General features: G+C 70.5%; 18 protein-coding genes and 4 tRNA genes. 8 read left to right on the forward strand and 14 right to left on the reverse strand.

Going from position 1 to position 20,614, the window contains the following annotated elements:
- Positions 1 to 127 precede the first annotated feature (127 nt).
- Complete coding sequence (locus AB0C73_RS29855; protein ID WP_362536226.1) at positions 128 to 736, reverse strand: hypothetical protein; 609 nt, start codon at positions 734 to 736, stop codon at positions 128 to 130.
- A 204-nt stretch (positions 737 to 940) separates the two neighbouring features.
- Positions 941 to 1,297, reverse strand: a complete 357-nt coding sequence (locus AB0C73_RS29860) for a metallopeptidase family protein (protein ID WP_362536228.1) — start codon at positions 1,295 to 1,297, stop codon at positions 941 to 943.
- 127 nt (positions 1,298 to 1,424) lie between these two features.
- Between AB0C73_RS29860 and AB0C73_RS29865 the strand changes: the two genes are divergently transcribed.
- From AB0C73_RS29865 to AB0C73_RS29875, 3 genes are all read left to right on the forward strand, one after another.
- Positions 1,425 to 1,497, forward strand: a tRNA-Glu gene (locus tag AB0C73_RS29865).
- A 40-nt stretch (positions 1,498 to 1,537) separates the two neighbouring features.
- A tRNA-Asp gene (locus tag AB0C73_RS29870) sits at positions 1,538 to 1,611 on the forward strand.
- Positions 1,612 to 1,633: 22 nt separating this feature from the next.
- Positions 1,634 to 1,707 (forward strand) — tRNA-Phe (locus AB0C73_RS29875).
- 43 nt (positions 1,708 to 1,750) lie between these two features.
- Here the strand turns inward: AB0C73_RS29875 and AB0C73_RS29880 are convergent.
- From AB0C73_RS29880 to AB0C73_RS29890, 3 genes are all read right to left on the reverse strand, one after another.
- On the reverse strand, positions 1,751 to 2,587 hold the full coding sequence (locus AB0C73_RS29880) for a cytochrome c biogenesis CcdA family protein (RefSeq protein WP_362536230.1): 837 nt from the start codon (positions 2,585 to 2,587) through the stop codon (positions 1,751 to 1,753).
- A complete protein-coding gene (locus AB0C73_RS29885; RefSeq protein WP_362536232.1) occupies positions 2,584 to 3,318 on the reverse strand; it encodes a DsbA family protein in 735 nt (244 codons plus the stop codon). Before AB0C73_RS29885 ends, AB0C73_RS29880 begins: the two co-directional genes overlap by 4 nt.
- A 66-nt stretch (positions 3,319 to 3,384) precedes the next feature.
- Positions 3,385 to 3,741: a hypothetical protein gene (locus AB0C73_RS29890; protein ID WP_362536234.1), complete on the reverse strand. Its 357-nt coding sequence runs from the start codon at positions 3,739 to 3,741 to the stop codon at positions 3,385 to 3,387.
- 108 nt (positions 3,742 to 3,849) lie between these two features.
- Between AB0C73_RS29890 and hrpA the strand changes: the two genes are divergently transcribed.
- Positions 3,850 to 7,836 carry an ATP-dependent RNA helicase HrpA gene (hrpA, locus tag AB0C73_RS29895; RefSeq protein ID WP_362536236.1) on the forward strand — a complete coding sequence of 1,329 codons (3,987 nt, stop codon included), beginning with the start codon at positions 3,850 to 3,852 and terminating at the stop codon, positions 7,834 to 7,836.
- Between the two features lie 160 nt (positions 7,837 to 7,996).
- Positions 7,997 to 8,070 (forward strand) — tRNA-Asp (locus tag AB0C73_RS29900).
- A gap of 412 nt (positions 8,071 to 8,482) precedes the next feature.
- Here the strand turns inward: AB0C73_RS29900 and bldC are convergent.
- Positions 8,483 to 8,689, reverse strand: coding sequence for a developmental transcriptional regulator BldC (gene bldC / locus AB0C73_RS29905; RefSeq protein WP_003949541.1), 207 nt, complete (start codon positions 8,687 to 8,689; stop codon positions 8,483 to 8,485).
- Positions 8,690 to 9,243: 554 nt separating this feature from the next.
- On the reverse strand, positions 9,244 to 10,092 hold the full coding sequence (locus AB0C73_RS29910) for a hypothetical protein (RefSeq protein WP_362536238.1): 849 nt from the start codon (positions 10,090 to 10,092) through the stop codon (positions 9,244 to 9,246).
- Between the two features lie 154 nt (positions 10,093 to 10,246).
- Between AB0C73_RS29910 and AB0C73_RS29915 the strand changes: the two genes are divergently transcribed.
- Both AB0C73_RS29915 and AB0C73_RS29920 read left to right on the forward strand, forming a co-directional pair.
- Complete coding sequence (locus AB0C73_RS29915) at positions 10,247 to 11,335, forward strand: Glu/Leu/Phe/Val dehydrogenase dimerization domain-containing protein (RefSeq protein ID WP_362536240.1); 1,089 nt, start codon at positions 10,247 to 10,249, stop codon at positions 11,333 to 11,335.
- A 332-nt stretch (positions 11,336 to 11,667) separates the two neighbouring features.
- Positions 11,668 to 11,922 (forward strand): DUF3073 domain-containing protein, encoded by a 255-nt coding sequence (locus AB0C73_RS29920; protein ID WP_362536242.1) that lies wholly within the window; start codon positions 11,668 to 11,670, stop codon positions 11,920 to 11,922.
- 166 nt (positions 11,923 to 12,088) lie between these two features.
- On the opposite strand, the gene purM is transcribed toward AB0C73_RS29920, so the two are convergent.
- The 4 genes from purM to AB0C73_RS29940 form a co-directional block, all read right to left on the reverse strand.
- Positions 12,089 to 13,159: a phosphoribosylformylglycinamidine cyclo-ligase gene (gene purM / locus AB0C73_RS29925; protein WP_362536244.1), complete on the reverse strand. Its 1,071-nt coding sequence runs from the start codon at positions 13,157 to 13,159 to the stop codon at positions 12,089 to 12,091.
- Between the two features lie 134 nt (positions 13,160 to 13,293).
- Positions 13,294 to 14,820: an amidophosphoribosyltransferase gene (purF, locus tag AB0C73_RS29930; RefSeq protein WP_362536246.1), complete on the reverse strand. Its 1,527-nt coding sequence runs from the start codon at positions 14,818 to 14,820 to the stop codon at positions 13,294 to 13,296.
- Positions 14,821 to 15,073: 253 nt separating this feature from the next.
- Positions 15,074 to 15,892: an META domain-containing protein gene (locus tag AB0C73_RS29935; RefSeq protein ID WP_362536248.1), complete on the reverse strand. Its 819-nt coding sequence runs from the start codon at positions 15,890 to 15,892 to the stop codon at positions 15,074 to 15,076.
- Between the two features lie 37 nt (positions 15,893 to 15,929).
- On the reverse strand, positions 15,930 to 16,757 hold the full coding sequence (locus tag AB0C73_RS29940) for a sterol carrier family protein (RefSeq protein ID WP_362536250.1): 828 nt from the start codon (positions 16,755 to 16,757) through the stop codon (positions 15,930 to 15,932).
- Between the two features lie 64 nt (positions 16,758 to 16,821).
- On the opposite strand from AB0C73_RS29940, the gene AB0C73_RS29945 reads away from it, so the two are divergent.
- Positions 16,822 to 17,232: a nuclear transport factor 2 family protein gene (locus tag AB0C73_RS29945; RefSeq protein WP_362536252.1), complete on the forward strand. Its 411-nt coding sequence runs from the start codon at positions 16,822 to 16,824 to the stop codon at positions 17,230 to 17,232.
- Between the two features lie 77 nt (positions 17,233 to 17,309).
- On the opposite strand, the gene purL is transcribed toward AB0C73_RS29945, so the two are convergent.
- From purL to purS, 3 genes are read right to left on the reverse strand one after another with little or no spacing between them, the layout of a single operon-like run.
- Positions 17,310 to 19,559, reverse strand: coding sequence for a phosphoribosylformylglycinamidine synthase subunit PurL (gene purL / locus AB0C73_RS29950; protein WP_362536254.1), 2,250 nt, complete (start codon positions 19,557 to 19,559; stop codon positions 17,310 to 17,312).
- Positions 19,559 to 20,239, reverse strand: coding sequence for a phosphoribosylformylglycinamidine synthase subunit PurQ (purQ, locus tag AB0C73_RS29955; protein WP_362536256.1), 681 nt, complete (start codon positions 20,237 to 20,239; stop codon positions 19,559 to 19,561). The genes purL and purQ overlap by 1 nt, the downstream gene beginning before the upstream one ends.
- Entirely contained in the window at positions 20,236 to 20,505 is a 270-nt protein-coding gene (purS, locus tag AB0C73_RS29960) for a phosphoribosylformylglycinamidine synthase subunit PurS (RefSeq protein WP_362536257.1), read from the reverse strand. The genes purQ and purS overlap by 4 nt, the downstream gene beginning before the upstream one ends.
- Between the last annotated feature and the right edge of the window lie 109 nt (positions 20,506 to 20,614).

Genomic DNA, 20,614 nt, shown 5'->3' on the forward strand with positions numbered 1-20,614 from the left:
GCGGTCAGCCACGGCAAGGGAGAGTACGCGCCAGTCACGGCGCTCTTCGGTCTTGGCGCCGGGCAAATGGGATCAAACGATCTACCACCATACGCACTCTCCCCCACCCAAGGCAAACCGATCCCCGTCACACCGGTCCGGCCTGCGGCGATGCCTTCGGCTCCTTGGCCCGGCCCGGGCCGTCGGCCGCCCGCATCGCGCCCAGATGGGTGTCCGCGCCGGGCGTCGTGGTCGGCGTCTCGGAGACCGTCGGCTCGGGCGTCGGATCCTGGGTCGGCTCGGGGGTCGGTTCCTGGGTCGGCTCGGGCGTCGGATCCACCGGCGGCTGCGTCTCCCCGCCCGGCTGCCCGGACCCGCCGCCCACCGCCGCGTCGCCCGGGACCCCGGCCGGCGGCTGCTGCGGCTTCGGCGCCCCGCCCGGGCCGCCGCCCGCGTCCGGCGCGCCCGACGGCTCGGCCGACGCGCTCGGCGAGCCGCTCGGCACCGGCGTCTCCTCGCCCTCGCCGTCCGGATCGGGTCCGCTGCGGCCCGTGCGGTCGTAGCCGCTCCCGGTGTGACCGCCGGAGAGCCCGCCGTCGGCCGCGGTGCCGGCCGCCTCGCCGCGCTTGCCCGCGGACGTGCTGGGCGCCGGCTTCGCCCCGTCGTCGCTCACACTCATACAGCCGCTCAGGCCCGCGCAGGCGGCGACCGCCAACGCGGTGGCGGCCCATCTCACGGGGGTGGGCAAATGGCGCACGGAGGGCACCTCCAGGACACGACGACGACAGTCGACGACGACAGTCAGGAAACGGACGCGGTTCGAACGCGTCGCCCTGCCCAACTCCCGTGGCGCCACGAGGACACGCCCGAAAGGCACACCCTCTCGGCCGGCCCCGCCCCGGCGGCCCGGTATGGCACGACGGCCCGGCCGTGCCGGGCCCTGCCAGGCCGCGCCGTCGGCTCAGCCGTAACCGAGCGCGTGCAGCCGCTCGTCGTCGATGCCGAAGTGGTGGGCGATCTCGTGCACCACCGTGATCTCGGTCTCCGCGACCACGTCCTCGCGCGACTCGCACATCCGGAGCGTCGGCCCCCGGTAGATGGTGATCCGGTCCGGGAGCACCCCGGCGTACCACTCGCCCCGGTCGGTCAGCGGCGTCCCCTCGTAGAGGCCGAGCGGCTCCGGGTCGCCGGTCTCGGGCGCCGGCTCGTCCTCGACGAACACGGCGACGTTGTCCATCAGCCGGGTCAGTTCCGGCGGGATGCGGTCCAGGGCTTCGGCGACGAGTTCCTCGAACTCCTCGCGCGTCATCTCCAGCACGCGCCCATTCTCCCTCGCGGCCTGCCGGGGAAACCGCCCCGGGGAAACCGTTTTGGCGATACCGCCTGCCATCCCATATGCTTCTCACGTCCCCGAGGCGCTGAGAGGCGCCCAGGTGGGGCCGTTAGCCCTCATCGTCTAGTGGCCCAGGACGCCGCCCTTTCAAGGCGGTAGCACGGGTTCGAATCCCGTTGGGGGCACGCACCACCGTGTGCGAGACTAGTGCTCGCACACAAGCAAGGCTCTGTGGAGCAGTTGGTTAGCTCGCCACCCTGTCAAGGTGGAGGTCGCGGGTTCAAGTCCCGTCAGAGTCGCTGAAGCTGGAAACAGCTTCGTGGCTGGGTAGCTCAGTTGGTACGAGCGATCGCCTGAAAAGCGATAGGTCGCCGGTTCGACCCCGGCCCCAGCCACAACCGGAAGGCCCCGTTCTCACGAACGGGGCCTTCTTCGTTCCTACGTCCTTTCCCCCTGGCGGTCTCCCCGCCGGGCGCGCCACGCGAGCGCGCCCGCCACCACCGCCACGACGGCGACGAGCAGCGCCCAGTCGGGGATCGCGCGGCCGAGGACGGAGACGCGCTCCTCCACGGCGAAGGACGCGTCGACCGACAGCAGGCCGGGCAGGGCCGTGGTGCCGTCGAAGGCCAGGAAGAGGGCGCCGAGGGCGATGAAGAAGAGGCCCGAGAGCAGCGAGGTCGAGTGGGCCTCGAAGCGGCCGACACGGATCGGGCGGCCGCGCAGCCAGCGCCGCCGGCCCAGCTCGTAACGCTCCCAGAGCAGCGCGAGCACGAACAGCGGGACGGCCATGCCGAGCGCGTACACCGCGAGCAGCAGCCCGCCGTAGACCGGGCTGCCGCTGAGCGCGGCCACGGTGAGGACGCTGCCGAGGATGGGGCCCGCGCAGAAGCCGGCCAGGCCGTAGACCAGGCCCAGGGCGTAGACGGAGAGCGCGGTGGTGGGCCGGATCCGGCCGCTGACCTCGCTCATCCGGCGGGACGCGAAGCCCAGGCCGAGGATCTGGAGCACCCCGAGGGCCACGATCGTCCAGCCGCCGAGGGCCACGAGCAGGTCCCGGTGTCCGTAGAAGAGGCGGCCGGCGAAGGAGCCGGCCGCGCCCAGCGGGACGAGGGTGGTGGCCAGGCCCGCGGAGAAGATCCCGGTCCGGGCCACCAGCTTGGCCCGGGTGTCCAGGGAGTAGGCGAAGAAGGCGGGCAGCAGCAGGGCGCTGCACGGGCTGAGCAGCGCGAGCAGCCCGCCGAGGAAGGCCGCGAAGTAGCCGATGCCGGAGGTCACCGACCGGCCCCCGGCTTCCCCTCGGCCGCCTTCGCCGCCGCGTCGATCGCCTGGGTGAAGGCCTCCATCGACTGGGCACCGGCGATCGGGCGGCCGTTGACCAGGAAGGACGGGGTCGAGGTGGCGCCGATCGAGTAGCCCTGCTCCTGGTCCCTGCGCACCGCCTCGCGGGCCGCCGAGCCCTCCGCGTCGCGGGCGAAGCGCGCGAGGTCCGCGACGCCGGCCTCCTTCGCGAGGGCGGTCAGGCGCTCCTTGCCGAAGCCCTGCTCCTTGGCTCCGGGGGCGTACGCGGCCTTGTGGAACTCCCAGAACCGGCCCTGCTGCCCGGCCGCCCACGAGGCGCGCGCGGCGGCCTCCGACTCCTCGCCGAAGATCGGGAAGTTCCGCCACTCGATGCGCAGGGTGCCCGCGTCCACGTACTTCTTCACCAGGGCCGGCTCGGTGTCGCGGGCGAACTTCCCGCAGAAGCCGCACTTGAAGTCGGCGTACTCGATGAGGACCACCGGCGCGTCGGCCCGGCCGAGGGCCAGCTTGTCGGCGCCGTCGCGGCGGGCGTACGCCTCCAGCTCGGGGTAGACGCCGGCCGACGGGTCGGCGGACACCTCGGCGACCGAGGACCCTGAGGGCGCGGACGGCTTGGTGGCGGCGTACGAGGCGAGGCCGAGCAGCGTGGCCGCCAGGGCCACCCCCGCGACGATCACGACAGGCTTGGACTTGCTGGGCTTGGGCATGCTGAAGCGCTCCTGGGACAGGACAAGACAGGACAAAGGGGACGGATGACCGAAAGCACCCGTCGTCTAGACCCGCAGGATCGACAGCTCCACCGGTGACGGCGGTACGCGCTCCGGCGGCGCCCGCCCCGCCCGTACGTCCGCCACGTCCTGGTCCGCGCCCACGCCCCCGCACGGCATCCGCTCCCCCGCGAGCGCCGGCAGCAGCTCGCCGAAGGCGTGCCCGCGCGGCGGTACGGCGGGGGCGGCGGCCCCTTCCTCGGCGCCGTGGCTCTGGCCACAGCCGGGACCGGCCGGGCCGGCCGAGACCGCCGTCGCCTTCTCCGCGGTCCCCGGAACCGTCCCGCAGACCACCAGACCGAGCACCAGCCCCGCCAGCGCCGCGCACGCCAGCAGCGCGCGCAGGACCGGGGTGCGGGACATGAGGAAACCTTTCGGGAGTGCGTGCCCGAATTATTACGCAGAGGCGTGGCGCAGCCCTCGTAAATCGGTTCGCCGCTCCTCCTCGGCAGGTGCGATCCTGGATCCCGTATGTCTACTTCCTTCGCCGCCCTCCAGTCCGTCCTGGCCGAGGTCTCGCTGCGGGACTCGCACCGGCTCGGCCGCCGTCTCGAAGGCGCCCGCCGCATCCGCAAGCCCGAGGCCCGTGCGGCCGTCCTGGACGAGATCGCCGTCGAGGCCGGCAAGGCCAAGGACCGGGTCGACGCGCGCTTCGCGCGCGTGCCCGCCGTCACCTATCCCGAACAGCTCCCGGTCTCGCAGAAGAAGGACGAGATCCTGGAGGCGATACGCGACCACCAGGTCGTGATCGTCGCCGGTGAGACCGGCTCCGGCAAGACCACGCAGATCCCGAAGATCTGTCTGGAGCTGGGCCGGGGCGTCCGGGGCATGATCGGGCACACCCAGCCCCGCCGGATCGCCGCCCGCACGGTCGCCGAGCGCGTGGCCGAGGAGCTGAAGACCCCGCTCGGCGAGGCGGTCGGCTGGAAGGTCCGGTTCACCGACCAGGTGAACCCCGACGCGACCTTCGTGAAGCTGATGACGGACGGCATCCTGCTCGCCGAGATCCAGACGGACCGCGAGCTGCGCGCGTACGACACGCTGATCATCGACGAGGCCCACGAGCGGTCCCTCAACATCGACTTCCTGCTCGGCTATCTGGCCCAGCTGCTGCCGAAGCGCCCCGACCTCAAGGTCGTCATCACCTCCGCGACCATCGACCCCGAGCGTTTCTCCCGCCACTTCGGCGACGCGCCGATCGTCGAGGTCTCCGGACGCACGTACCCCGTCGAGGTCCGCTACCGCCCCCTCCTGGAGGAGGACTCCGACGAGGCGGACCGGGACCAGATCACCGCGATCTGCGACGCCGTCGACGAGCTCCAGAAGGAAGGCCCCGGCGACGTCCTGGTCTTCCTCTCCGGCGAGCGCGAGATCCGTGACACGGCGGACGCGCTCATCAAGAAGAAACTCTTCAACACCGAGATCCTCCCCCTGTACGCGCGCCTGTCGCACGCCGAGCAGCACCGGGTCTTCCAGGCGCACTCCGGCCGCCGGATCGTGCTCGCGACGAACGTCGCCGAGACCTCCCTCACCGTCCCCGGCATCAAGTACGTGATCGACCCGGGCACCGCGCGCATCTCGCGCTACTCGCACCGCACCAAGGTGCAGCGCCTGCCCATCGAGCCGGTCAGCCAGGCCAGTGCCAACCAGCGCAAGGGCCGCTGCGGCCGCACCTCGGACGGCATCTGCATCCGGCTGTACTCGGAGGACGACTTCCTCACCCGCCCCGAGTTCACGGACGCGGAGATCCTGCGCACCAACCTGGCCTCCGTCATCCTCCAGATGACCGCGGCCGGCCTCGGCGACATCGAGAAGTTCCCCTTCATCGACCCGCCGGACCACCGCAACATCCGCGACGGCGTCCAGCTCCTCCAGGAGCTGCACGCCCTGGACCCGGCGCAGAAGGACCCGCGCAAGCGGCTCACGGACACCGGCCGCAAGCTGTCCCAGCTGCCCGTGGACCCGCGGCTCGCCCGGATGGTCCTGGAGGCCGACCGGAACGGCTGCGTCCGCGAGGTCATGGTGATCGCGGCGGCGCTGTCCATCCAGGACCCGCGCGAGCGGCCGGCCGAGAAGCAGGCGCAGGCCGACCAGCTGCACGCCCGCTTCAAGGACGAGACCAGCGACTTCCTCGCCTTCCTCAACCTCTGGCGCTACATCCGCGAGCAGCAGAAGGAGCGCGGCTCGTCGTCCTTCCGCCGCATGTGCAAGCAGGAGTACCTGAACTTCCTGCGGATCCGCGAGTGGCAGGACATCTACGCCCAGCTGCGGACGGTCGCCAAGCAGATGGGCATACACCCCAACGAGGAGGACGCGCCCGAGCACTCGGTCCATGTCTCCCTCCTCTCCGGCCTGCTCTCCCACGTCGGCCTGAAGGACGTGAAGGAGTCCAAGGACGGCGCGAAGGACGGCAGGCGCGAGGGCGGCGGCCGCAACGAGTACCTGGGCGCCCGCAACGCCAAGTTCGCGATCTTCCCCGGCTCGGCGCTCTTCAAGAAGCCCCCGCGCATGGTCATGTCCGCCGAGCTGGTGGAGACCTCGCGCCTGTGGGCCCGGGTCAACGCGCGCGTGGAGCCCGAGTGGATCGAGCCGCTCGCCCAGCACCTGGTGAAGAAGACGTACAGCGAGCCGCACTGGGAGAAGGACCAGGCGGCGGTCATGGCCTTCGAGAAGGTCACCCTGTACGGCGTGCCGATCGTCGCCGACCGCAAGGTCAACTACGGCCGGATCGACCCCGAGGTCTCCCGCGAGCTGTTCATCCGCAACGCGCTCGTCGAGGGCGACTGGCGCACCCACCACAAGTTCTTCGCCGACAACCGCAAGCTGCTCACCGAGGTCGAGGAGCTGGAGCACCGGGCCCGGCGCCGGGACATCCTCGTCGACGACGAGACGCTCTTCGACTTCTACGACAAGCGGGTGCCCGAGCACGTCGTGTCCGGGGCGCACTTCGACTCGTGGTGGAAGCACAAGCGCCACGAGGAGCCGGAGTTCCTGGACTTCGAGCGCGAGATGCTGATCAACGAGAAGGCGGGGGCGGTCACCAAGGCCGACTACCCGGACTCGTGGCGGCAGGGGCAGCTGAAGTTCCGGGTGACCTACCAGTTCGAGCCGGGCGCGGACGCCGACGGCGTCACCGTGCACGTACCGCTCCAGGTGCTCAACCAGGTGACGGACGAGGGCTTCGACTGGCAGATCCCGGGTCTGCGGGAAGAGGTCGTCACCGAGCTCATCCGCTCCCTGCCGAAGCCGATCCGCCGCCACTACGTGCCGGCGCCGAACTTCGCGGGCCGCTTCCTCGACTCGGTCGTGCCGGTCCAGGAGCCGCTCACGTCCGCGCTCGCGCGCGAGCTGCAGCGGATGGTCGGCGTGCCGCTGACCGCCGAGGACTTCGACTGGGCGAAGGTCCCCGAGCACCTCAAGATCACCTTCCGGATCGTCGACGAGCGGCGCCGCAAGCTGGCCGAGGACAAGGACCTGGAGGCGCTGAAGCTGAAGCTGCGCCCGAAGGCCCGTCAGGCGCTGTCCAAGGCCGCCGCGGCGGCCACGGCGGGCCCGGACGGCTCGGGCCCGTCCCTGGAGCGCTCGGGGCTCAGGGACTGGTCGATCGGGACGCTCACGCGGGTCTTCGAGACCAAGCGGGGCGGCCAGCCGGTCAAGGCGTACCCGGCGCTCGTCGACGAGGGCGACACGGTCGCCGTACGGCTCTTCGACTCGGAGGCCGAGCAGGCGCAGGCGATGCGCCGCGGCACCCGGAAGCTGATCATGCTGAACATCCCGGTGAACCCGGCGAAGTTCGCCTCGGACCGGCTGAGCAACCAGCAGAAGCTGGCCCTGTCGGCGAACCCGCACGGCTCGATCCAGGCCCTCTTCGACGACTGCGCGACCGCGGCGGCCGACCGGCTGATCGCGGACCACGGCGGTCCGGTGTGGGACGAGGAGTCCTTCCGGAAGCTGTACGAGAAGGTGCGCGCCGATCTCGTCGAGCTGACCGTACGGACGGTGGGCCAGGTCCAGCAGGTGCTGGCGGCCTGGCAGGCCTGCGAGCGGCGGCTCAAGGCCACCAGCAGCCCCGCGCTGCTGCCGAACCTCCAGGACGTGCGGGAGCAGCTCTCCTGGCTGATGCCGGCCGGTTTCGTGACCCGTACGGGTCTGAAGCGGCTGCCGGACCTGATGCGCTACCTGGTGGCGGCGGACCGGCGGCTCCAGCAGATGCCGACGGGCGTGCAGCGGGACACCACCCGGATGGAGAAGGTGCACGAGATGCTGGACGAGTACGCCTGGCTGCTCGAACAGCTCCCGAAGGGGCGCCCGGTGCCGGCGTCGGTCACGGACATCCGCTGGATGATCGAGGAGCTGCGGGTGAGCTACTTCGCGCACGCGCTCGGCACGGCGCACCCGGTGTCGGACAAGCGGATCGTGAAGGCGATCGACGCGGCGGTGCCGCAGCCGGTCCGGTAGGCCCCCCGCACGGCAGGCCCCGCCCGGCAGGCTCCGCCCGGCAGGGCTCGCGCCGCAGCGGGCCCGGGGGCCCCTCCCGTAACCCTCCCGCAGCCGGTTCGACCGCACCCCCTGACCTGCTGTACTCTTTTCCTCGCAGCCGCGGTTCAGAGGCTGCGATGGCTCTGTGGAGCAGTTGGTTAGCTCGCCACCCTGTCAAGGTGGAGGTCGCGGGTTCAAGTCCCGTCAGAGTCGCAGCAGAGAAACAGGAAGGCCCGCACCGATCGGTGCGGGCCTTCCTGCGTTTCCCGGGCGCCGGTACGGGACAAGGCTCGTACGAGACAAGGCCGGTACGGGGCAGGGCTGGTACGGGGCAAGCCTCTGGCGGTGTGACGGGTGTCACTCAATCAGTTTTCAGAACGGCGGAACTTACCCCTTCCCTACACACCCCCGATTTAATATGTGCAATTGCACCCGGTCTACGCGGGTGAACCGGGACATAAAAAAGATCGCGCTGGACCCGGCGGAGTCCAGCGCGATCGATGACGGGGGCCTGTTGGGGCAGGTCGCGCGTCGGCAGAGCTTGGGGTGGGCGGCCGGGTTGGGGGACCCGGAAAGTGCCCGGTACTGCGGGGTGTTACGGGGTGCTGCGAGTGTCGCGGGCGCCTCAGGCCTCGCTGCGCTGCTGCGGAATGCCCGCCAGCAGGGCGCGGACCTCGGCCTCGCGGTACCGGCGGTGTCCACCCAGGGTGCGGATGGACGTGAGCTTGCCGGCCTTGGCCCAGCGAGTCACCGTCTTCGGGTCCACGCGGAACATGGTCGCAACCTCGGCAGGGGTCAGCAGCGGCTCGGCATCAGGGGTGCGAGCGGTCATGAGCGGCCTCCTCGGGAGAACCGAACCATCTCGGTTCTTTCCTCTAAATTCTGCACCTTGACCCGCCTTGCCCGAAATGGCGGAAGCGGGTCGAGTCGGTTATAGGACGAACGGCTTGTCCTCGGCACTACAACTACACCATCCGTCCAGCCACGTCGGCCAAACCGATGGAATTGCCCTCGCAGGTGTTCATCAGCGGCGGAAGTCGATGGACCATGCCATAACGGACAGTCACGCCACTGTGACGATCAGTCACAGAGCGATCAGGAGTCCTCAGACCCCCCATAGAGTGCAATGTCGAGCGTTCCGCCCATAGTTGGGCGGAAGGAACCCTCCCCGGACTCCTTGTCCTATTTTGGCACGAGGGTGGGTGATGGGCGCAAGGGTGCATTAAGTGCTGTCCGTCACCCTTGAGCCAAAGGCCCGGATCAGGACCTACGTCCCGTCCCACCCGTCCCGGTGGTCCCAGTGGCCCCACAAGAGCACACCAAAGACCCGAACCGGTGTCCAGGGATGAAGATCATTTACATCAGGTGAACATGTCCTGTCCATGATCAATTGGCGAACTGCAGGTTATGCACGGCCCGCCAGCGGTCCGCGAACCGCCCGTAGGCCGCCTGCGCGCCCTCCCCGTCACCGGCCCGCAGCGCCTCGATCCCCGCCGCCACGTCCGCCGCCGACCGGTCCGCCGCCAGTGCCTCCGCCGTGAGCGCGTGCACCAGACCGCCGTAGTCCAGCTCCACAAGGGCCCGCGGATGGAACTCCTCCAGCCAGCGCCCCACCCCGATCAGACTCTCCGTCATCGGGCCCTCCTCGATCGTCTCGCGCAGCGCCTTCAGCGCCCGCGCGAGCCGCCGGCGCGCCTGCACCATCGGCGTCCGGTACCGCAGGACGGGCGCCTGCCCGGGAGGCTCCCCCGGCACGTACTCCCGCTCCTCGTCCGAGAAGAGCGCGAACCAGGCCACCGGCACCCGCCACACCGCGCCGCGGATCCACGGCCGCGCGTCCGGGTTCCGCGCCAGCCACCGCTCGTGGTCCGCCGCCACCTGGGCCCGCACCACCGGCGGCAGCATCGCGTCCAGGACCGGCGCCGGCAGCGTGCCGCCGACCAGGTCCGCCATCGCCAGCCAGCCCCGAAGACGCGTCCGCCACGGGCAGACCAGGACCACCCCGTCGACCTCCGCCACGAACGCGTCCGCGCTCTCGTGCACCGGCACCGGGACCGGCGGCACCGGCAGCAAGTCCGCGAGCGAGCGCCGCAGTTCGTCCTGGACGCCCGGCGGGTCCGCCCGCCCGGCGTAGCGCGCCCAGTGGCCCCGCTCCGGCTCCGGGAACGCGGCCAGCGGCTCGTACACCCGCAGATAGGCGGCATAGGGGACGAGCACCGAGGAGGGGACCGACATGTCGCAAATCCTTCCACGCGCGTACTCCGCGAGGGGGTGATCCTCAGCACTGCGCCCCTGCTACGGCCAGGTAGGACTTACCCTCGTCCCGACCTGGTCCCACCCCCACCCACAGGGGGGACCTTCCGCCGCTTCTTACTTGGGAGTCACCACCGTGACCGATGTGACCGGCGTGCCCGACGTAGTGCACACCCTGTTCCACTCAGCGCAGGGCGGCCACGAGCAAGTCGTGCTGTGCCAGGACCGCTCCACGGGCCTGAAGGCCGTCATCGCCCTCCACAACACCGCTCTGGGCCCCGCCCTCGGCGGCACCCGCTTCTACCCGTACGCCACCGAGGCCGAGGCGATCGCCGACGCGCTCAACCTCTCCCGCGGCATGTCGTACAAGAACGCCATGGCCGGACTCGACCACGGCGGCGGCAAGGCCGTCATCATCGGCGACCCCGAGCAGATCAAGACCGAGGAGCTGCTCCTCGCGTACGGGCGCTTCGTCGCCTCCCTCGGCGGCCGCTACGTGACGGCGTGCGACGTCGGCACCTACGTCGCCGACATGGACGTCGTGGCCCGCGCCAACCAGTGGACCACCGGCCGCTCCCCCGAGAACGGCGGCGCCGGCGACTCCTCCGTGCTCACCGCCTTCGGCGTCTTCCAGGGCATGCGCGCCTCCGCGCAGACCGTCTGGGGCGACCCGACGCTGCGCGGCCGCAAGGTCGGCGTCGCGGGTGTCGGCAAGGTCGGCCACTACCTGGTCGAGCACCTGATCGGCGACGGGGCCGAGGTCGTCATCACGGACGTCCGCGAGGAGTCGGTGCGCCGGATCACCGAGAAGTTCCCGCAGGTCACCGTGGTCGCCGACACCGACGCGCTGATCCGCGTCGAGGGCCTGGACGTCTACGCCCCCTGCGCGCTCGGCGGCGCCCTCAACGACGCCACCGTGCCGGTGCTCACCGCGAAGATCGTCTGCGGCGCGGCCAACAACCAGCTGGCGCACCCGGGCGTCGAGAAGGACCTGGAGGAGCGCGGCATCCTCTACGCGCCCGACTACGTCGTGAACGCCGGCGGCGTGATCCAGGTCGCCGACGAGCTGCACGGCTTCGACTTCGACCGCTGCAAGGCGAAGGCGACGAAGATCTTCGACACCACTCTGGAGATCTTCGCACGTGCGAAGGCCGACGGCATTCCGCCGGCCGCCGCGGCCGACCGGATCGCCGAGCAGCGCATGGCCGAGGCCCGCCCCGCCTGAGCCTGACGGCACACCCGGCGCGAGCCCGGGGGTGCGGCCCGTCGGTCGATCGGACGGCGTGAGTGATGTGTGGGCGATTCGCGAGACTTCGCTCACGCCGTTCGGCGGGTCGGACCTCAAGAAGAGGTTAAAATCGCGATTGACCAGCGAGGACAGGGCACCTCGATGGTTCTGTACCGGGGTATGTGATGCGCGCGGCGTACCGTAGACCGACGGAAACAGGTACCGTTGAAGCCCTACGGACCGGTCTCTCATTCGAGAGTCCGTTCCGGATCATGAACGCGTGTCAAGACTCTGGGGCCAGAGAGCCCCGTCACCGAGGGGGTCGAGCCATGGGGCGCGGCCGGGCAAAGGCCAAGCAGACCAAGGTCGCCCGCCAGCTGAAGTACAGCAGCGGCGGGACTGACCTGTCGCGTCTGGCCAACGAGCTGGGCGCATCGACTTCGAGCCAGCCGCCGAATGGCGAGCCGTTCGAGGACGACGACGAGGAAGACGACCCGTACGCGCAGTACGCGGATCTCTACAACACGGACGACGAGGACGAGGACGACGAGCCTGGTCCGGCGTCCACTCAGCGTCGCGCTTGACCTTCTGAACACCGAAACCCGGTCCGGGGTACCTGGACCGGGTTTCCGTGTTGCCCAGGCGCTCTGAGGCCCGTCCTGGGGCATTGAACAGACCTTTGGCGGAAACGCCGAAGGAGCGCCCCCGTACGGGGCACTCCTTCGTGCGATCCGTGACTTCCTACTGGTCCTACTTGGCGTAGTCGCCGGTCAGCTCGGCGCCCGTCGCCTTGTCGCCGCGCTCGGTGATCTCACCGGCGACCCAGGCGTCCACGCCGCGGTCGGCCAGCGTGGTGAGGGCCACGTCCACGGACTCGGCGGGGACCACGGCCATCATGCCCACGCCCATGTTCAGGGTCTTCTCCAGCTCCAGGCGCTCGACCTGCCCGGCCTTGCCGACCAGGTCGAAGACGGCGCCGGGGGTCCAGGTGGAGCGGTCCACGGTGGCGTGCAGACCGTCCGGGATCACCCGGGCCAGGTTGGCGGCCAGGCCGCCGCCGGTGATGTGGCTGAAGGCGTGCACCTCGGTGGTGCGGGTGAGCGCCAGGCAGTCGAGCGAGTAGATCTTGGTGGGCTCCAGGAGCTCCTCGCCGAGGGTCCGGCCGAACTCCTCGACCTGCTGGTCGAGGGCCATGCCGGCGCGGTCGAAGACCACGTGCCGGACCAGCGAGTACCCGTTGGAGTGAAGACCGGAGGACGCCATGGCGATGACGGCGTCACCCGTACGGATACGATCCGCGCCGAGCAGCCGGTCGTACTCGACGACACCCGTGCCGGCGCCAGCGACGTCGAAGTCGTCCGGGCCGAGCAGGCCGGGGTGCTCGGCGGTCTCGCCGCCGACCAGGGCGCAGCCGGCCAGGACACAGCCCTCGGCGATGCCCTTGACGATGGCGGCGACCCGCTCGGGGTGGACCTTGCCGACGCAGATGTAGTCGGTCATGAACAGCGGCTCGGCACCGGCGACCACGATGTCGTCCATGACCATGGCGACCAGGTCGCGGCCGATGGTGTCGTACACGCCCATCTGGCGGGCGATGTCGACCTTGGTGCCCACGCCGTCGGTGGCGGAGGCGAGCAGCGGGCGCTCGTAGCGCTTGAGGGCGGAGGCGTCGAAGTAGCCGGCGAAGCCGCCGAGGCCGCCGAGGACCTCGGGGCGCTGGGTCTTCTTCACCCACTCCTTCATGAGCTCGACGGCGCGGTCGCCCGCTTCGATGTCGACGCCCGCGGAGGCGTAGGAGGCACCGGTGGTCTCAGCAGACATGGGTGAGAACTTTCGTGTCGTCGTACAGCTCGCGCTGCTCGTACTGCTCGCGTACTGCTCGTACTGCTTGTGCGTACTGCTCGTACTGCCGTGCTGCCCGCGCCACGGCGGGCGCGGCGCGGGCGGCGGGGGTCTTACGGACGGCGCAGGGCGTCGGCCGCCGCGGTGGCGGCGGGGCCCGCCGCCAGCTCGGTCTCCAGGAGCTGCTTGCCGAGCAGCTCGGGGTCCGGAAGCTCCATCGGGTACTCGCCGTCGAAGCAGGCGCGGCACAGGTTGGGCTTCTGGATCGTGGTCGCCTCGATCATCCCGTCGAGCGAGATGTACGAGAGCGAGTCCGCGCCGAGCGACGTGCCGATCTCCTCGACCGACATGCCGTTGGCGATCAGCTCCGCGCGGGTGGCGAAGTCGATGCCGAAGAAGCAGGGCCACTTGACCGGCGGGGAGGAGATCCGGATGTGGACCTCGGCGGCGCCGGCCTCGCGGAGCATCCGGACGAGCGCGCGCTGGGTGTTGCCGCGGACGATCGAGTCGTCGACGACCACCAGGCGCTTGCCCTTGATGACTTCCTTGAGCGGGTTCAGCTTCAGCCGGATGCCCAGCTGGCGGATGGTCTGCGAGGGCTGGATGAAGGTCCGGCCGACGTACGCGTTCTTCACCAGGCCGGCGCCGAACGGGATGCCGGAGGCCTCCGCGTAGCCGATGGCGGCGGGGGTGCCGGACTCCGGGGTCGCTATGACCAGGTCGGCCTCGACCGGGGCTTCCTTGGCGAGTTTGCGACCCATCTCCACGCGGGAGAGGTACACGTTCCGGCCGGCGATGTCGGTGTCGGGACGCGCCAGGTACACGTACTCGAAGACACAGCCCTTGGGCTTCGCTTCCGCGAATCGAGAGGTACGGATGCCGTTCTCGTCGATCGCGATGAGCTCGCCCGGCTCGACCTCGCGCACGAAGGTCGCGCCGCAGATGTCGAGGGCCGCGGTCTCGGAGGCGACCACCCAGCCGCGCTCCAGACGTCCGAGGACCAGCGGGCGGATGCCCTGCGGGTCACGGGCGGCGTAGAGGGTGTGCTCGTCCATGAAGACGAGGGAGAAGGCGCCCCGGACCTCGGGGAGGACCTTCGTGGCCGCCTGCTCGATGGTGAGCGGCGTGCCGTCCTCGTCGACCTGGCCCGCGAGCAGCGCGGTGACCAGATCGGTGTCGTTGGTGGCGGCCACCTGAGTGGACCGGCCCTCCTTCTTGGGGAGGTCGGCGACCATCTCGGCGAGCTTCGCCGTGTTCACCAGGTTGCCGTTGTGGCCGAGCGCGATGGAGCCGTGGGCGGTCGCCCGGAACGTCGGCTGCGCGTTCTCCCACACGGAAGCCCCGGTGGTCGAGTAGCGGGCGTGACCGACCGCGATATGACCCTGGAGGGAACCGAGAGAAGTCTCGTCGAAGACCTGGGAGACAAGTCCCATGTCCTTGAAGACGAGGATCTGGGAGCCGTTGCTTACCGCGATTCCCGCGGATTCCTGGCCCCGATGCTGAAGGGCGTAGAGCCCGAAATACGAGAGCTTTGCGACCTCTTCACCCGGAGCCCAGACACCGAAGACGCCACAAGCGTCCTGGGGGCCTTTCTCACCGGGGAGCAGATCGTGATTGAGTCGACCGTCTCCGCGTGGCACAACACCGAGTGTAGACGGGATCGACCACTGGTCCGAATTGGCGAACGGGCCGGAAAGGGCCTCTGAACCGGCGGGGATCTCCTCGTGCTTTCCTACGAACTGATCCTTGGATCCTTGTCGGAGCCCACAAACCAGAGGCCCCATGGGTTACTGGCGGGTAACCCATTCGGTCACCCGCCCGAGCGGACGCTCGTACAGGGCAGGCCGAACGGTCGGGATGTGACGGAGTTCGCAGTGGCGGGCCGGACAGGCCCTAGTCCGCGGTGGCCGAGAAACCCCCTCCGTCGACGTCCGTGACGATCAGCGTGCGGTGGGTCAGGCGGTACGTGAGCGGGCCGTCCAGGCGCTCGTACAGCGCGGTCTCCAGGGCCATCTCCGGGCCCGTGCACCTCATCCGGGTGGTCCCGATCGCGCCGAGCGTGATCGTCTTCGCGGTGATCGTCGCGGGCGCGGTGACCCGGTTGCAGCCGAGGGTGCCGGTCAGCCGCCCGTCCTTGCCGAAGGTCAGCCTGGCCTTGCCCTCGGAACCGGCCGGGAGCGAGCTCGCGGTCCCCTCGGGCCCGCCGTCGAGCAGCGCGTCGACCGTCCACGCCGTACCGACCAGCGGCGCGTCCGCCTCGGCGGTCAGCTCCAGGGTGTTGCGGCCGTCGACCGAGGAGAGCGTGAGCCCCCTGTCCTGAAGCTTCCCCCTGAGCTCGCCGGTGAAGGCCTTGAGCAGGGCCCGCTCGAAGCGTTCCCGGTCGGCGGGGCAACCGATGAGCGTGATCGGGCCGAGGGACACGGTGAGGGTGTCGCCCTTCACGGCGACGTCGGCGGTGAAACCGTTGCAGCCGCTGTTCCCGCCGACCTGGCCGTTCCTCTTGAACTCCAGACCCGCCCCGGACGGGGCCACGGACCGGGTCCCGTCGACCGTGACCGCGGCGATCGTCCAGTGCGTGCCGGCGACGGGCAGGTCGGGCGTGCCGGCGCCGGCGCCACCGCCGGGGCCCGCGCCCTGTCCCGTACCGCAGGCGGAGAGGAGGAGAGCGAGAGCGGTTCCGACGGTTCCGGCGAGGACGCGGGGCTTCTTCATGGCGGTGGGACGGGCCCCGCGGTCCCGTGGTTCCGCGTCAGCCCATCAGCGGCAGCAGCCCGGCCAGATCGGCCCGCTCCCCGCTCGCGCTGACCCGCGCCGCGTCCAGCTCGGCCGCCCAGTCCGTGCGGCCGGTCGCGAGCCGGAGCCAGGTCAGCGGATCCGTCTCGACCACGTTGGGCGGGGTGCCGCGGGTGTGCCGGGGCCCCTCGACGCACTGCACCACCGCGTACGGCGGGATCCGCACCTCCACCGCGCCGCCGGGGGCCTTCGCCGCGAGGGCGTCCGCGAGGAGGCGGGTGCAGGCGGCGAGCGCCTGCCGGTCGTACGGGATCGGCGGGAGGCCGGGGAAGTCCGGCCCGGTCGCCGCGGTCGCCGCGGTCGCCGCGTTCAGGTCGTCGGTGTGCACGACGAGTTCGACGGTCCGGGTGACCAGGAAGTCAGCGAGCCGCATCGCGCCGAACCGGGTCGGGACGAGCCGCTCGTCGGACGCGCCCGCGAGCCGCGCCTCGAACTCCGCCCGCGTCCGCTCGTACGCCCCCGGCAGGTCCTCGTCCGTGGCCAGTGCCCGGGCGTCCTCGTCGATGCCCGGCGCGCCCGTCGCCGTGGCGAGCGGCCAGTCCAGGAGGGCGAGTTCCTGCCGGGCGGGTTCGGCCGCGGCGAGCTTCCGTGACAGCGACCCGAGCACCATCGTCAGATGCGCGACCAGCTCCCGTACGGTCCACCCGGCGAGGCGCGTCGGCCTGTCGAACGCCTCGGGCGGCAGCGCGAGCACCCCGTCCCGTACGTGCGCGGCCTGGGCGAGCACGGCGGCGCGGGTCCTGGCGGGGTCGTAACTGCGGGTGCGCTTCTTGGCGGGTGGCATGGGCCGAGGCTAACGCCGAGACTTGAGGGAGGGGGCCAACCGCAGCGAGAGCGGGCGACGGGACATGACGCATCACGAACACCCCCATGCCGCCCTGGTACGCCGGGGCTACGAAGCGTTCGGCGCGGGTGACATGGAGACGCTGGCCGCGATGATGACCAGCGACTGCACCCAGCACGTACCCGGCGAGAGCCAGATATCCGGGCACTACAAGGGCCGGGACGCCGTCCTCGGGGACTACTACCGGAAGCTCGGCGAGCTGACCGGCGGCACCATGCGCGTCGAGCTCAAGGGCGTGTACGTGGACGGCCGCGGCCACGCCATCTCCACGCACCGCTTCTACGCCGAGCGCGGCGACCGCGGCATCGAGATGGACGGCGGCCTGTTCTTCACCATCGTCGGCGACAAGGTCTCCGACATCGACGAGTGCGTCACCGACATCACGGAGACGGACTCCTTCTGGGGCACCGGCTGAGCACCGGCTTCACGCGGCTGACAGCACCAAGGCCCCCGCACGCGTGCGTGCGGGGGCCTCGGTGTGTACCGAACTGATCAGGCCAGCAGGCCCGGGATCGGCGCCTCGTGGGCGGCGCGCAGCTCCTCCAGGGAGATGCTGAACTCGCCCTGCACCTCGACCGCGTCGCCGTCGACGACACCGATGCGGGTCGCCGGCAGACCCCGCGCACCGCACATGTCGGTGAAGCGGAGCTCCTCGCTGCGCGGGACGGACACGACCGCACGGCCGGCCGACTCGCTGAAGAGGAAGGTGAAGGCGTCCAGGCCCTCGGGCACGACCAGGCGCGCGCCGTTGCCGCCGCGCAGGCAGGACTCGACGACCGCCTGGACCAGACCGCCGTCGGACAGGTCGTGGGCCGCGTCGATCATGCCGTCGCGGGAACCCGAGATCAGGATCTCGCCGAGCAGCTTCTCCCGGTCGAGGTCCACGGCCGGCGGCAGACCGCCGAGGTGCTGGTGGATCACCTCGGACCAGGCCGAGCCGCCGAACTCCTCCTTGGTGTCGCCGAGCAGGTAGAGGAGCTGGCCCTCGTCCGCGAAGGCGATCGGGGTACGGCGGTTGACGTCGTCGATCACACCGAGGACGGCCACGACGGGCGTCGGGTGGATGGCCACGTCACCGGTCTGGTTGTACAGCGACACGTTGCCGCCGGTGACCGGGGTGCCGAGCTGGAGGCAGCCGTCCGCGAGACCACGGGTGGCCTCGGCGAACTGCCACATGACGGCCGGGTCCTCGGGCGAGCCGAAGTTCAGGCAGTCGGAGATCGCCAGCGGCTTGGCGCCGGAGGCGGCGACATTGCGGTACGCCTCCGCCAGCGCGAGCTGCGCACCCGTGTACGGGTCGAGCTTGGCGTACCGGCCGTTGCCGTCGGTCGCCATGGCCACGCCGAGGTTGGTCTCCTCGTCGATGCGGACCATGCCGGCGTCCTCGGGCTGGGCGAGCACGGTGTTGCCCTGCACGAAGCGGTCGTACTGGTCCGTGATCCAGGACTTCGAGGCCTGGTTCGGGGAGGAGACGAGCCGGAGGACCTGGTCCTTGAGCTCGGCGCCGTCCTGCGGGCGGGCCAGCTTGCCGGCGTCGTCGGCCTGGAGAGCGTCCTGCCACTCCGGGCGCTCGGACGGGCGGTGGTAGACCGGGCCCTCGTGCGCGACGGTGCGCGGCGGGACGTCGACGATCTGCTCGCCGTGCCAGAAGATCTCCAGGCGCTCGCCGTCCGTCACCTCACCGATGACGACCGCGATGACGTCCCACTTCTCGCAGATCGCGAGGAAGCGCTCGACGTGCTGCGGCTCGACGATCGCGCACATGCGCTCCTGCGACTCGCTCATGAGGATCTCCTCGGGCGAGAGCGTCGCGTCGCGCAGGTGCACCTTCTCCAGGTCGACCCGCATGCCGCCGGTGCCGGCGGAGGCCAGCTCGGAGGTGGCGCAGGACAGCCCGGCGCCGCCGAGGTCCTGGATGCCCGCGACCAGCTTCTCCTGGAAGATCTCCAGGGTGCACTCGATGAGGAGCTTCTCCTGGAAGGGGTCGCCGACCTGGACCGCCGGGCGCTTGGCCGGCTTCGAGTCGTCGAAGGTCTCGGACGCGAGGACCGAGACGCCGCCGATGCCGTCGCCGCCGGTGCGGGCGCCGTAGAGGATGACCTGGTTGCCGGGGCCGGAGGCCTTGGCGAGGTGGATGTCCTCGTGCTTCATCACGCCGATGCAGCCGGCGTTGACCAGCGGGTTGCCCTGGTAGCAGGCGTCGAAGACGACCTCGCCGCCGATGTTGGGCAGGCCCAGGCAGTTGCCGTAGCCGCCGATGCCGGCGACGACACCGGGCAGCACGCGCTTGGTGTCGGGGTGGTCGGCGGCGCCGAAGCGCAGCGGGTCGACCACGGCGACCGGGCGGGCACCCATGGCGAGGATGTCGCGGACGATGCCGCCGACGCCGGTGGCCGCGCCCTGGTAGGGCTCGATGTACGACGGGTGGTTGTGCGACTCGACCTTGAAGGTGACCGCGTACCCCTGGCCGACGTCGACGACACCGGCGTTCTCGCCGATGCCGACGAGCATGGCGTCGTTCTCCGGGGCCTTCTCGCCGAACTGCTTCAGGTGGACCTTGCTGCTCTTGTAGGAGCAGTGCTCGGACCACATGACGGAGTACATGGCGAGCTCGGCGCCGGTGGGACGGCGGCCGAGGATCTCGCGGATGCGCGCGTACTCGTCCTCCTTGAGGCCGAGCTCCTTCCAGGGCTGCTCGCTGTCCGGCGTCTCGCTCGCGTGCTTGACGGTGTCGAGGCTCATCAGGCGTTGACCAGCTTCTTGAGGATCGAGGTGAAGAAACCGAGACCGTCGGTCTTGCCGGTGCCGATCAGCGGCTCGACGGCGTGCTCGGGGTGCGGCATGAGGCCGACGACGTTGCCCGCGGCGTTGGTGATGCCCGCGATGTCGCGGAGCGAGCCGTTGGGGTTCATGTCCAGGTAGCGGAACGCCACCCGTCCCTCGGCCTCCAGCTCGTCGAGCGTGTGCTCGTCGGCGACGTACCGGCCGTCCATGTTCTTGAGCGGGACCTCGATCTCCTGGCCCACGGTGTAGTCCGAGGTCCAGGCGGTCTCCGCGTTCTCCACCCGCAGCTTCTGGTCGCGGCAGATGAAGTGCAGGTGGTTGTTGCGCAGCATGGCGCCCGGCAGCAGGTGGGCCTCGGTGAGGATCTGGAAGCCGTTGCAGATGCCGAGGACGGGCATGCCCGCCTTCGCCTGCTCGATGATCGTCTCCATCACCGGCGAGAAGCGGGAGATGGCTCCGGCCCGCAGGTAGTCGCCGTAGGAGAAGCCGCCCGCGAGGACGACCGCGTCGACCTGCTTGAGGTCCTTGTCGCGGTGCCAGAGCGAGACGGGCTCGGCGCCCGCGAGGCGGGCGGCGCGCAGCGCGTCCTGGTCGTCGAGCGTTCCGGGGAACGTGACGACGCCGATGCGTGCGGTCACGACTGGGCCCCGGCGTTCTCCGTGGACTCCACCTTCACGGTGAAGTCCTCGATCACGGTGTTGGCAAGGAAGGTTTCGGCCATCTCATGGATGCGGGCGAGGGCGGCCTCGTCGACCGGTCCCTCCACCTCCAGCTCGAAGCGCTTCCCCTGGCGGACGTCGGCGATCCCGTCGAAACCGAGGCGGGGCAGTGCACGCTGCACCGCCTGTCCCTGCGGGTCGAGGATCTCCGGCTTGAGCATGACGTCGACTACGACGCGTGCCACTGGCACTCCCGGTGGTGTGTTGCGTGGGCGGTTCCCTCAGCGTACCTGCCTCCAAATTCTACGCGAGTAGAAGTCTGAAGGATCCTACAAAACACCCCCCGAACACCAG

Source organism: Streptomyces sp. NPDC048623, from assembly GCF_040650755.1.
Lineage (GTDB): Bacteria > Actinomycetota > Actinomycetes > Streptomycetales > Streptomycetaceae > Streptomyces.